Annotated in this window: 10 protein-coding genes and 1 pseudogene; 3 read left to right on the plus strand and 8 right to left on the minus strand. The window is 51.3% G+C overall.

Annotated elements, in window-relative coordinates; genetic code table 11:
- Positions 1–128 precede the first annotated feature (128 nt).
- The gene (gene istA / locus EKH49_RS08415; protein ID WP_161567481.1) at positions 129–1,121 is read right to left on the minus strand and encodes an IS21 family transposase; all 993 of its coding nucleotides are present in this window, start codon (positions 1,119–1,121) and stop codon (positions 129–131) included.
- 69 nt (positions 1,122–1,190) lie between these two features.
- On the opposite strand from istA (EKH49_RS08415), the gene istA (EKH49_RS08420) reads away from it, so the two are divergent.
- Positions 1,191–2,852: an IS21 family transposase gene (istA, locus tag EKH49_RS08420; RefSeq protein ID WP_128470488.1), complete on the plus strand. Its 1,662-nt coding sequence runs from the start codon at positions 1,191–1,193 to the stop codon at positions 2,850–2,852.
- Positions 2,845–3,621: an ATP-binding protein gene (locus EKH49_RS08425; RefSeq protein ID WP_128470489.1), complete on the plus strand. Its 777-nt coding sequence runs from the start codon at positions 2,845–2,847 to the stop codon at positions 3,619–3,621. Before istA (EKH49_RS08420) ends, EKH49_RS08425 begins: the two co-directional genes overlap by 8 nt.
- A gap of 106 nt (positions 3,622–3,727) precedes the next feature.
- On the opposite strand, the gene EKH49_RS08430 is transcribed toward EKH49_RS08425, so the two are convergent.
- The 5 genes and pseudogenes from EKH49_RS08430 to EKH49_RS08450 form a co-directional block, all read right to left on the minus strand.
- Positions 3,728–4,183, minus strand: a complete 456-nt coding sequence (locus EKH49_RS08430) for a hypothetical protein (protein ID WP_128470490.1) — start codon at positions 4,181–4,183, stop codon at positions 3,728–3,730.
- 528 nt (positions 4,184–4,711) lie between these two features.
- The gene (locus EKH49_RS08435) at positions 4,712–5,677 is read right to left on the minus strand and encodes a hypothetical protein (protein WP_128470491.1); all 966 of its coding nucleotides are present in this window, start codon (positions 5,675–5,677) and stop codon (positions 4,712–4,714) included.
- 11 nt (positions 5,678–5,688) lie between these two features.
- Positions 5,689–7,392 carry a class I SAM-dependent methyltransferase gene (locus EKH49_RS08440; RefSeq protein ID WP_161567482.1) on the minus strand — a complete coding sequence of 568 codons (1,704 nt, stop codon included), beginning with the start codon at positions 7,390–7,392 and terminating at the stop codon, positions 5,689–5,691.
- Between the two features lie 190 nt (positions 7,393–7,582).
- A complete protein-coding gene (locus EKH49_RS08445; protein ID WP_128470493.1) occupies positions 7,583–10,045 on the minus strand; it encodes a glycosyltransferase family 2 protein in 2,463 nt (820 codons plus the stop codon).
- A gap of 174 nt (positions 10,046–10,219) precedes the next feature.
- A pseudogene (locus tag EKH49_RS08450) lies at positions 10,220–11,527 on the minus strand (ISL3 family transposase).
- A gap of 27 nt (positions 11,528–11,554) precedes the next feature.
- Between EKH49_RS08450 and EKH49_RS08455 the strand changes: the two are divergent.
- Positions 11,555–11,887 (plus strand): IS3 family transposase, encoded by a 333-nt coding sequence (locus EKH49_RS08455; protein WP_161567483.1) that lies wholly within the window; start codon positions 11,555–11,557, stop codon positions 11,885–11,887.
- 289 nt (positions 11,888–12,176) lie between these two features.
- Here the strand turns inward: EKH49_RS08455 and EKH49_RS17110 are convergent, their stop codons facing one another.
- On the minus strand, positions 12,177–12,728 hold the full coding sequence (locus EKH49_RS17110) for a hypothetical protein (RefSeq protein WP_330857422.1): 552 nt from the start codon (positions 12,726–12,728) through the stop codon (positions 12,177–12,179).
- A gap of 69 nt (positions 12,729–12,797) precedes the next feature.
- Positions 12,798–13,193: a glycosyltransferase gene (locus EKH49_RS17115; RefSeq protein WP_330857423.1), complete on the minus strand. Its 396-nt coding sequence runs from the start codon at positions 13,191–13,193 to the stop codon at positions 12,798–12,800.
- Between the last annotated feature and the right edge of the window lie 14 nt (positions 13,194–13,207).

The following is a 13,207-nucleotide window of genomic DNA, read 5'->3' on the forward strand; positions in this document are numbered from 1 at the left end:
GCGCAAGCAACGACGTTTGGGGAGAATGACCCCGATCCAATTCGAGGCTACAATGATCGAGTCTGTCGCTCTGGCAGCGTAAACCTGGGTGTCAACCAAACCATCAGCAGACCCGGCTGTCCACTAATTCAGGCTAACCCCTTGACGATGTTCTGGCATTCAACATAAGCCTGCGCTTCAACCGCGGCCCGGTCCAACACTGCAACGATCACTTCAACGGTGGCCGGGCCAAAGGACTGGGCATGGGCGATGAACCAGTCCCGGCTCCGAAGCCCGGAAACGTCCTTATGCTGGGCAGGGATATGGACCTGCAGTGTCGAATGCTGACCACGTCGGCCCTCCAGCCGCGCATGCTCAGCAACCACCGCCGAAGCGTCGATCACCGTCACCCTTGTTTGCGTCAGCCTGACGCTCAACGTCCGGCCAACCAGCTGGTACGGAACAGAGTAATACTGGTAATCACAGTTCACGTGATAATTCGGCCCCACCTTCAGCTGCTTGTATTCCACCTGTTCGAACTGGTGGGACGGCAACGGCTTGAGCAGCTCCGCCTCGGAGCTGGCGAACAGTTCAGCCCGGCTCACCCCGTTGGTGCGGTGCACCTTGGAGTTCACGTGCTCCAGCCTCTGGCTCACCGCTTCGTTGAGCTCCTCGAAACTCTCGAAGTCTGCCTCTGCCAAATACCCCAGAATCATCGTCTCAACGACCTGGACCATCCGCTCAACATGCGCCTTGTCGCGTGGCTTGCCCGGCCTGGCAGGAACAATCGCTGTTCCATAGTGATCGGCCAAGGCCGCGTAGGACTTCGTGACCACTACTTCCCTCGCTTCGCCTTGAGCGGTGATTTTCCGGTTCTGCCGGTAATGCGTCGCGGTTTTCGCATTGTCCGGAACAATCATCTGAGGCACCCCGCCGAAGAACTCCAACGCGTCAACATGCGCCCTGTTCCACGCATCCTGCCTCATGTTCGGATACGCCTTGGCGAAGACCATGGAGGAATACGGTAGCGAGGCGACGAAGAAGTACGCTTTGAACTGCTCACCGTGTATAGCAGAGGTATTTGGTAGCACCTGTGCGCGCATCGGATAGCACTGATGTAACGATCGGATAGCGCTATCCACGTTTCGACGGCAAGATGATTCTGACATCCACGACACCGAGGTCGTGGCCGTCGAAAGGAATCATCCGTCATGGCTGATTACCGCAGAATCATGCTCCTGCTCTTGCAAGGGCGTTCCTACCGGCAAGTGCAAACACTGCTGAATTGTTCACCCCGAACAATCTCCGAAGCCCGCCAAGTGCTCCAGGAGCAAGAGTTCACCACGCCGGAACAACTCAAGGACCTCAGCGACGAAGTTCTGGAACAATGCTTCACCGATGGGCGAAGAATGATCTCCACGAACTTCGTGCCCATAGATATCGACGCAGTCATCAAAGCCAGGCTGGGGCGGAAGAAACCACCCTTGAAAGTGCTCTGGGCCCGCTACCTGCGCACCTCAGCCATCGGTTCACAGCGACACTACCAATACGAACGGTTTTGCCAACTCGTCGCTGAAGAAGTCCGGCAAAGGAACCTGAGCAGCCCCATCGCCCACGAGCCTGGGCGCACGATGCAGGTTGACTGGGCCGGCACCAAAATGCAGGTGGTCGACCCGATCACCGGCCGGGCCACGAAGGCCTCGATCTTCGTGGCCACCTTGCCGTATTCGGGTTTGGTTTTCGCCTACGGGTATTTGGACGAGAAGCTCGGCTCATGGTGCGATGCGCACCGCAGAGCTTTTGAATATGCGCAAGGCGTTGCCCAAGTGATCATCCCGGACAACGCCTCGACAGCCTCCAACACGATCAGCCGTTACGAGAACGTACGGGAGGTGAATCAATCCTACTCAGTTTTCCTTGAGCACTACCGTACTGCGGCGGTCCCGACGGAACCTTACCGGCCTCAGCACAAGGGCAACGTGGAATCCGGGGTGCAGGTGGTGACGAACTGGGTCATCCACTACCTCGATGACCAGCGGTTCGCCTCCATGGATGACCTGAATGAAGCCGTGGCGGAACGCGTGGAATGGCTCAATGATCGTACCCCGTTCCGTGGCGAGCCGCGCTCCCGGCGTCAGTGGTTTGAAGATGATGAACGCCATGAGCTGATGGACCTGCCCGAGCAGCGGTGGCAGCAGGTTGACTGGCGCAAGGCCAAGGTCTCCCGTGATTGGCATTTGATGGTCGACACCATCAAATACTCGGTGCCCAGCCAATACGCCGGGCAGAGTGTTGACGTGCGAATCATCGGAGAACAGGTTGCAGTGATGGCCGATGGGCTGGTTATCGCCGAGCACGTCCGCGGGGCGCGCAGGTATTCCTACGTCACGAATCCCGAGCATGCGCCGGCCGGCTACCAGGACACGTCGTTGCTTTGGACCAGGGCATATTTTCTGCGGCAGGCCAGTAAGATCGGCCCGGGAACCGTTGAGGCGATCACCCGGTTATTGGATCGGAAGAAGATCGAGGCCCAAGGTTTCCGCTCGTGCATGAACATCCTCGCTTGGGGCAAGGGCATGAACCGCAGCCTGCTGGAACGCGCCTGCCAGGATCTTTGCGCTGATCCGCGCACCAACATCAGCTACACCGCGGTCAAGCACCGCATCACGGTGCTGCGCACCGAAGCGGACGGCCGGCCCACGGTGACCGCCCAAGCGGTGGCTGATCCCAAAGTCGGTGCCGAAGCACCGGGCATCACCCGCAACAGGGACACGAGCAAGGCATATCTGGCCGGTGCCAGCTCCTTTAGCCTGGCCGCGCTGACTGGCACCACTGAGACCACGACATTGCAGCAGGGAGAAGACAATGAATGAGGAGCACCTGACCGAGCAGGACATGGACTTGTTCACTGCGTTGCGAATGACTGCTTTCGGCAAAGCGGTGATCAGCGTGGCTAACGACCCCGGTTTCGATGATTGGACGTTCTCGGCGAAGATTCGGTACGCGTTGGAACAGGAGAACGCGGCGCGCAATGAACGCCGGACACAGAAGCTGCTCAAGGCCTCGGGCACTCCCAACCTTGGTGCTTGTGTTGAGGATATCCGCTACCTGCCGGGCAGGTCATTGACGCGTGAGGTCGTGGGACGATTGGCTTCGTGCCAGTGGGTGCAGAACACCACCAACGTGGTCATTCTTGGCCAGTCCAGCGTGGGGAAAACCTATCTGGCGCAAGCCTTGCTGAACGCTGCCTGCCGGCAAGAGTTCACTGCGAGGTATTTCCGGCTTGATGACCTGGCGAATTATTTATCGGTGTTTCACCGTACGGATCCGGAGCGGTTGCGGTTCTTGCAACGGCTGCATGACTACGAAATTCTCCTTTTGGACGATTTCCTGACCACCCCAATCAGCAGTGAAATTGCCAGTGAACTGTTGAACATCCTGGCGGCGCGGGAACATCGAGGCTCGACGATCATCACCTCGCAATTCGATCCGGAGGATTGGTACCGGTCGTTGCATGATGCGGTGATTGCCGAGTCGATTCTGAATCGGCTGGTATCCAAGAGTGAGATGATCCAACTCGACGGGCCGAACATGCGCCGGCATGAGTATGCCTCAACGCAAGACGGCGGCGTAGAGAAGTAGGAGCCGGCGGTGGTGCGTGGACTTCAGGGTGCTATCCGGTCCACGCACTACTGCTACCGTTTCGGTACACAGGTGCTACCAAATACCTCTGCTAAACACTAACCGGTCACTGCATCAACCACCGCCACGTGGGGCCAGCCCAGTCAACGAACATGGCCTTGCCTGGTTCATGCTGCAACGTGGCTACCAGATCATGGGTGCGCATATGCTGCTGGAACTTGGAGCAGAACCGTGAATAACTGTATTTCTTCTGCCCGTCATCGAGGTCGGTGTATTTCATCCAGGCTTGCTGCAACGTGAAGAACCGGTTGCGTTGCAGCTTTTCGGCTACGAGCTCGAAGTCCGGCTCGGAGTAAATGGCGCTGATGACTTTGCGTTTGTCGGGGAAGATTTCGGCCAGTCTCGCGTGCGAGATCTGGCCGATGTTCGCGGTGGTGATCTGGTGAATGTCGATGGCTTTCTTAGCCGTCGAGATGTCTCTTCTCGAACAGTTCACAGATGCGGTGATTTCCGCATAGGTGTGACTGTCCAGGAGCATCTGGATGATGCGTAGGTAATCCATTTTTCGCGGATTCTCCTTGGGTCAAGGATATTCTCTGGAACCATGGGTGGTTCTCGTGAGGGAATATCCGTGCCTAGAAAATCAGCGGAAGATGGCCATCAGTACCGAGTTGGCAGAACGGGGGTACCAGGTTGGAAGAACAGAAGTACCTTCAAACGCTATTCCGCAAACAAACGGCCACGAGTGTACTTGCGCAAGGCTCATATTTTGCCGCGAGACTTCATGGGTATCAAGATGGTGAGTGTGTACAAAGTTTTGAGATTCAATGCCCATGAAGTGATGAGCTTACACGCTCGGCACACGCACATGTGCTCCCAAATGTAACTCTAAATAGCTGAACAGCTACCAACAGCTGACGGCTGTTGGTAGCTGTCTCCACATTAATGAGATTAGTTGTCCACGAGGTCATAAGATCCTGGGCCTACAACGTGGCGGAATTTCTCACCAGTTCGCAATACCAGAAGTGCCATTTCAAGCCATAGGAACCCGCTTAAGGGCTACGAAAAGAAGTCGAGTATCATGCTTGGCTTAAAGGTCAAATGCTCTTGCGATATATTCATTCATCATTTCCGGAAGCGGTGGCTTATGCCCATCACGATAGAACACCAAATCAAATTTAACGTTTTCGTTATGATAATTTCCTTTGGAAAAGTCTAGGCCTAAAGACTTAGCAAATGGAATGCAATGATTTAAAGTATGAAATTTATCTCCAGTATTTTGGATAAACCACACTTTGTTTCGCGCTTCATTTGAGTTATATAGAGCGCCTAAATCAAACCGTGTCGCATTCGACACCAGCTTCTGCTTCAGATCATCCCATGTTGAAAAAGCTGACGATAATAGACGGGTTCGATGACCTTGGCGGTAACCTTCCGCACTTGTTTGCGGTGAGAATGGAAGCGCCACAGAACCATCAATATGGAAAGATGTGGCCAACGCAGCAAAACCTCCACCGCTGCTTCCAGTCAATACGATTTTATCTGCAGAGAGATGCCGTGCAAACTCTCTCACGAGAGTTGTGATCATTTCATGACCATCGTCAACTTCATCCCCTACGTACCAAGCAAGCCCTAATTCATCATGCGTCTGTAGAGACGGATCTGAAATGAACAACACAGACCCATCGAACCGCTTCACAGTATTTTTGAACTCAAATCGGGGCAGAGTGTACTTTTCTCGGTCTAAGGCACCGTGAAAAACGACTAACAGCCTATTAGACTTACGGCGAATCAGCAGAGCATCTAAATTTAATCTCTTAGCAATCTTGCCATCCGGAACTACCCGAAACTGTTGTTCAAATTCAGTCTCCAACTCAACGAATGGCGATTCTTTAGTCGAACATACCGCATCCCATTCAAGATACACACAGTCATTTATTTGAGCAGTTTCCGTGCTGTTAAGGTCATTTCTTTTCTTTTCGAAGTCTTGATCTTTCACCCAAAGATCTAAATCGAAAGTAGAGATTTGTCCCACTAAAGCGGTCATTTCTTCCATACTACGTTTTCCTAGCTCTTAATTTCTTCAGATTCCAGCACAGTTAGTCGACTGATATTTTCGTCAACAACCTTATATTTAGGGAAAGAGGAGATCCACTCCCGGACCGTTTCCTGTTCACTTTCCCTGTGAGTGTCATCGAGCACGATAACAGCGCTATCATTCAGTTTTCCCGCCATAACATAAACGGCCGGACGCCGAGCATTGGGACCGGTTGACTCTGGAGGACCGTCAACGAAGAGCAAATCGACGTTTGCCAGATCTTTCAGCGCGCCAGGGGAATACCAAGAATATTCTTCCCCGCCAACTTGAATCTGTTCCAACGGTGCTAGACGCAGCTCAACTATATCGCTGAGTCCATGGCGATCGACTTCGAGTTGAGTGCGCGAGAGATACTCTTCGAGATGATCAATCGAAATTATGCGCGTTCCAAACTTTTTACAAATGTAGGCCATCCAAATAGTGGATGTACCCCCACCAAATTCGACGATGACTTTTGGTTGTTCTCGCTCCAAGACATCGATTAGGTGAAGTAGCGCCTGAGCGTCCAGCGCATAACCGCCTGTAGGAGGGATCAAAGAATCGACTTCTGCCATTCTTGGCGCCAGTTTTACGAGTGCTTCCATCTGCCGCGTGCTGTCACGGACAGTCTCAGTTATATGCCTGCGCAGCTGTCGACGGCTGTTTAGGCTGTCACGCGCGACTTCTCCGGCAAGTGCTGCAAGCGAGTCCTTGCTCAAATTCACATACCGTGCGAGATCTCCAACACGTTCCAATTCATTGCTGACTTCGTGAAGACGGGCGTTGACATTTTCCCTAAGATCTTCGAGTAAGGATTCAAGATGCTTCGACCGAATGTCCATTGAACTCGTCAATTTCTTAACATCGAGTTCCTGCCCCAGAAGCTCAATGTTCTCCGAAATCGTTCGGAATACAGATACTACATTCGTCCACTTTTTAATCTGCTGAGATTGGGAAGAATCCAAATTCTCTATAATTGAAGCGCGCTCTTCGGACAAAAGTCGCTCTAAAGAATTCACCTGATTAGAAATATTATCCGTTTGCGCATCATATTCCGACAGGAGGCTAACTTTCATCTTGTCAAGCTCAGCCCGAACCACTTCGGGAACCAGGTCGAAAGAATCTTTCGATTCCGAACGCTGCCGTTCCAGTAGTCCAATTAGTCGTCTTTCCATTCGTTCTACTCGCACACGAACGTTAGAAAGCTCAGGGTTGACACGAAGCTTGTTAACAATTTTACGTTCCAGAAGATTGAGAATTTCATAATTCCGAGAATCTAGGTTGTTCGACAAGCGAAGACCGGCCAAGATTTCAGCTTCTGCATCATGGAATGCTTTGGTTTCCCTTTGATAAATGTTCGCGAGCTTTCGTACACGAGTCTCAATATCATTGAGTTGATCTTTATATCCGCGGATTTCATCTATTGTACGATTTATTCGCGTTAATTCAGAACTATTCTCCGCTTCATTCTCGATCTGGAAATTCAATACCTTCTGGACGTTAGTCCGCAGTTCTTCTCTGGTTGAGCGAGACTGCTTTTCAACCTCGACCACGAGTTGGCTAACATTTTTTTCTATAAGCTGTGATTTACGAATCAATTCGCGGTGGCTTTTTCCAGAAAAATTCTTTGCATCCAATGTACGCAGATCGATTTCAGTAATCTTTGCTGACGAGTCCTCAGTTCGCAGGCTCATCCGATGCACTCTGCGCAAATTAACCACACTTAACAGTACAAGAGATAAAAAGAGTAAAAGTATCGTTATTCTACTTATGGATGAAAGTCCTATAATTTCGAATACTATTCCGATAACGGTCAACAAAAAAGACCCTATCACTATAAATTGGACTTTTTTTGAAAGTTCTTTAATCACTTTAATTCCTCCACTAGACCAAACCAAAAAGACCATGGAAAGATTGTTCGATCCTGCCATTTAAACCGAACATATGTGTCAGCCCTTTCCGTGCCTTGCTAGTTTGTTCTAGATAAGCTTCTTTATTCCGCCAATAATAATCCACTAGTTGAGCAACTCCTGTTACGTCGGAGTACAGTGCAGTATCGGCATGCGCGTTTCGGAACTTTTCGGGGAGAATGACGACCCGACCCGTAGCCGCAGCCTCGAATGCCTCTCTGCAAATGAGCTCGGATGAATCTTCGCTCGGAAAGTATACAAAGAAATCGATGGCATTCATATAATCGTTCGGGTCGATCTCACCTTCTCTGAAGGAAACCCAACTATCAGCATAATACTTCTGCTTAAGGTTTCCGAGCGCTCCACGAGCATCACCCAGGGTCCATACTTCAGAAGACTCGCCAGTCGGCCATAACTGTTCTATGACATCCTTCTCAGGCCACTGCAAAGCATTATTATGACAGCTACGTCCAATAATTGGCGTTGAACGATGCTGAGAATTATTTATTCTTGCCTTCTCACTCCAACGATTTAGATCCAATACAAGTGGCCATTCATTATGCAATGATTTCATTCCAGATTCTTCAACTTCGACGAAACCTTGCGTCAGCCCTTTGGGGAATGTCCATAGAACTTCAGCAGAGAAATATTTCTGCGCGTTATTTGAACAATCCGAATATGAATATCGGATTAAATCACAATTAGCTTCCGATGCTAATTCGAACGGTGCCATGATAATCTTTCCAACATCAAGATTTGACTCTTGTGTCGTTGGAAATTGCATTATCGATGGATCATGAAAAATCAAGTTTTTAATTACGATATCTTGGTCCGTGGTGACCTGTGTAATTTGTCCGTCGTTGATGAGACTTTGTATCTGCCAATTCGGTTTAAATGACGTGCGAGCAATAGAATTAGGGGATTCCATTTGCATCATACCGACACGGAATCCGCTGCTAACAAAGTATTCCGCTTCCTCTACCGCGCATCTGAGCCAACCATTAGAAATGCGCCAATCAGCGACCAAGACTATATCCAGCACATTTAGCTTTGGTTTTTCAATTTGGAAGCGGGGCGGGATGGGTAGCGGATCTGGTACGTTTTCGCATATCGACAACGCCGACGCAGGGGTACTCGAATGCCAATATAGTGCTGCGTTCCAGAATGCTCGACGGGATTGATGTGACCATCCTGAAGAGAAATCACCTCGGGATAATGAATTTGGCATCAAGCGGATGATATATAGAGTGTCTCGGATTACACCGACAGTACGATTAGAATAGAACTCAATTCGTTGTCTAAATTCGCTGTCGGCGGCCTTTCTCGCATTTAAGTATCCACCAACCTCACGTGCGAGTTGAAGCGGAGTCATGAAACTCACTTCACACTTTCGTGTCGGACTAAGCCCTGGCATGATGCGACATAGGTTCTCATCCGTACGAACAGCAGACGTCATCACACCCGCAGCTTCAGGGTTTTCTAGCAAGTACTTTACTTGACATTCCAGTCGTTCAGGATGAGACCAGTCATCTGAATCTTGCCCTGTAATGAATTCACCAGCAGCAACTTTCAAACCGACATTACGCGCCTGATACGTGCCACCATTCTCATCAAGCAGGATTACTCTGACTCTGGAGTCGAGCTCCGCCAACCGCTCTAGCAAATTATTCGCACGGTTCGGGCTTGCGTCATCAACAATTATTAGTTCTAGATTTCTCCAAGTTTGATTTAAAATTGATTGTGCTGCAGCCAGAAAAGCTTCCGGTTCAGGATCATAGCTAGTCATGATGACCGAAACAAGTGGACCTTCAATTACATGGTGGAGATCATTCTCTGCAACCAAACGATCAAAGGGGTTCTTAGCTTCTCCACGTAATGTGACCGGTGATCTTTCATCTTCTTCGAAGATCCTGTTAAAGCCCCGTATCCAGGAGCCATAGTCATTCTTCTTTGACCCCTTGAACGGATTGTATAGATCAACTTCTAGGTACCCATTCTGGAGCTCTTTGAGTTCTGGGTTATCGTCTAGATAATTTTCTGCTTCCTCGAATGAGGCGGACTCGAAAATTAATTCAAACTCGAGCTGTCGATATTTCCGCAATGAACTAATATGAGGTAAATTTTCGTTTGCTATTCGAAGTAATCTGAGTCCGGTTGACCGGTCCTCAGCATAAATATTCTGCAGAGCAACGATCCGCCCCAATGAAGCAAGAGCTTCAAAGTTAATATCGCCGTCTCCAAGTTCATCAAGTTTTTCTGAAAGTTCTTCAAATGTGGTTCCTCGGCCAGCTACGGCCGTGGCCAAAACGTCACGGTATCGCACTGATTTTGCAAGGAGTGCGTGTTCCTCTGCTTGCGGCAGGCTTCGGCGGATTCGTTCCGCGTAGGATTTGAGCAACATGCTGTAACTAAGGTTCAACGTCAGCGCAACTTTCATCCATGCTTGTATCTCTAGAATTTAGTTTAGTAGATGATCGCGAAAGTCACTGCTCTCGTGACAATTTTTGGCTGGTAAGTTTTCGATGTGAATCGTCCCGGGTTTTATGCCGCTTTCTATTGAGAGAATGGAAAGCATGCCCAAGCAGTACACCCCCGAAGTCAAAGCGGCTCTTCAGATTTCAGAGTGTAAACGCTGTCTAAACCCGCCAGCTTCCAGCAACGACCGAGCAATATAATGCGTCGGATTCCTGAACCCCAATGCGATACCCCGCAAATGCTCCAGCCTCCCATTTAACGCCTCGGTTGGGCCGTTCGAGCTACCCACATGATCAAAGTACGCCAGGATGTCATCCTTGCGCCGCTTCAACGTAGTTCCTAGTCGCTTCAGCTCCGGCAACCCCGCAGGAACCTTGGCACCGATCTCGTCAATCAGCGTCGATAGCGCCTATTTGCCGACCTCCGGCTTCGACTGCCGATACGCATCAACCATCCGCTGATACACGCTCCATACCAGCTGCACCGGCTGGTATGCCGGCTCGGCGAAAAGATCCTCCAACCGGGATTTCTGCTTCTCGATCGCCAAGTCCAATCCCACCGTCAACGTCCTGCGAGCCTTATAGAGCGGGTCGTCTTTCAACCCTCGCCGCCCGTGCTGCTCGCGTTGCACCCGCTGCCTGCTCTTATCCAATGCATCGGAGCCCAGCTTGACCACATGGAACGGGTCCAGCACCTCCACCGCATCGGGCAGTTCCTCGGCGGAGGCGGTTTTGAAGCCGGTGAATCCGTCCATCGCGACCACCTCGATGCCTTGCTTCCACTGTTCATCACGCTCACTGAGCCAGGTCTTGAACACCGCCTTGGACCGACCAGGGATCATATCCAGCAGTCGCGCCGTGCCTGTGCCCTCACGGACCGCGGTCAGATCCACGATCACCGTCACGTACTTGTCCCCGGTGCGGGTATGCCGCCAGACATGCTCGTCAACACCGAGGACTTTGACCCCGTCAAACCGTGCCGGGTCACTGATGAGCAACCGTTGTCCTTCGGACAGTACTGCGTCGTTGGCGGTATTCCAGGCCAGTCCGAGGCCTTCGGCAATACGGGAGACGGATAAGTGCTGGCAGACCAGCCCGGCCAGCGCCCTCCTGAGGCCGGTGCGGCTGATTTTCTGGCGTGGCGCCACTGCTTCAGTGAGGTCCTCGCGCCACACATGGTGGCAGGTGATGCACCGGTAGCGTCGGTGCTTGATGAGCAGAACGGTGGGCCGCCACTCGAAGGGTGCGTGGGCGATGCGGCGGGTGACTGTATCCCGTGGTGAGCCTTGGCATCCGCAGCTGCGGCACCACGGATCCGGGGTGGTGACTTCGCAGAGGATTTCGGCTTTCTCATCCGTGAGGTTCTGGCCGATCGCGGTCAGCCCCAAGTCGTCGATGCGGGCGAAAGTCGTGAGGTCCGACGCGGTGAAGGTAGACTGGTGCACTGTCGAGGTCTTTCGATGATGGGTAGTGTGGTAACTTCCATTCTTCGCGAAGACCTCGACTTTTTTAGGTTTTCGACATGCCCGGGATCCGGGGTGCTGGGTTCAGCTGGCTACACTCTTATTTCTGAAGAGCCCATAAACCTTGGTGTCAACCAAACCTTAAGCAGACCCTTCTGCACTGGAGCCTTGGCTAACAAGGCGGACGTGGATGACGTGGTCGTGGAATGGGTGCACTGGTACAACAACGACCGGTTGCACTCGACCCTCGGATATCGGTCTCCGGTTGAATTTGAAGAACTCTATTATGATGAAATGAGTGGCTCGTTACCCGATGAAGCCGCCAGTAAACTGGCGGCGTAATTTCCGGGACGGTTCACTATTCAAATATCCTCCGATTATTTGTTCAATCTGCGGCGAGGGAGCGTTCGGAAAATCTCCAGCGGTCCGCACGATGCTGCCGACCTGAAGATTCAGTCCTGGCATCAGGCACGCGACTGCCCGCATGCAGGATATTCGAATCAAGTAAATCTATCGGTTGTGCTCGTGGAGTACATAGGCCGACGGACTCGGTGATTCTCAAGTAATCACTGAAGATGATCGGCAAACCTCTGACTTCAGCAAAACTACTGCACAATTCACTTCGATGCGATCAGTTGATATTGAGATGGTGTTGGGCCCGTTCAGATTCAAGTGGAGCCATTGGCTCCCAATTGCGATCGCGAGCGATTTTCTGACCGTCGCGGAGACCTTTAAATAGGTTGGACGTTCCGCGTATGGTCTTTTCGACCAAGATAAGGCGCAAGATTTCCTTGATAAATGTCAACGCAGTCCCGAGCGCGAACGCGCCAGGGTGCCACATTCCGTGAACCCGATAATATTGCTTTAGAATGGCACGGTTCCGCATGATGTAATAGCGATAGGGGTCGCTAGAGGCGTTGAAATGGCGTACGCCTAAATCAAGCTGCCTTATATCGCGCGTACGTCGCAGAACAAATTCATTGACGATAACGGCAGTGGTTATCCTTGAAGCCAACCAACCGTATAACTGATCGTCCCAATATATGAAGAATCTAGGATCGGGAAAGCCGATGCGTCGTACCACATCTCGATGGATAAACATTCCTTCGAAACAGCCGGAATTCATCTCCCGATATCCCGTCACGTCAAATTCGCTTGGGGCAAAGGGAATTGGGATAGCCAAACGGTCAGAGATCCGATACTGCCAATAGAATTCGCTACCGTCAAAATCGTAGCGTCGCCCTTGTATGACTTAGAACCGAGTCACCCATTTCCCGAGCTTGCCTAATCCGTCGGATATGACCTCGACATCGTCATCCATCATCCAAGTCCACGATGCACCGAGTTCATAGGCAGTCTTCACTCCGGTATGGAACCCGCCAGCACCGCCGGTGTTAGTCGAGAGCTTCTTATATACGACCGCGGCATCAAGGCTACGGGTATGACTCTCGACGATCTCACGAGTGTCGTCGGAAGACGCATTGTCGATGATAACCACGTGTCCGGGCATCGGATCCATCAAGTGGATGCTATTGAGGAGTCGATCAAGCAGATGCGAACGGTTGTAAGTCACGATCACAATCGCTGTTTCCGACGGAGCGAAACTCGGCTTGGCGGTTTCTGCTGTACCTCTTGAATCATCCCTCATATCAAAATCAAGTT

This window comes from Glutamicibacter sp. HZAU, assembly GCF_004100365.1.
Classification (GTDB): Bacteria; Actinomycetota; Actinomycetes; order Actinomycetales; family Micrococcaceae; genus Glutamicibacter; species Glutamicibacter nicotianae.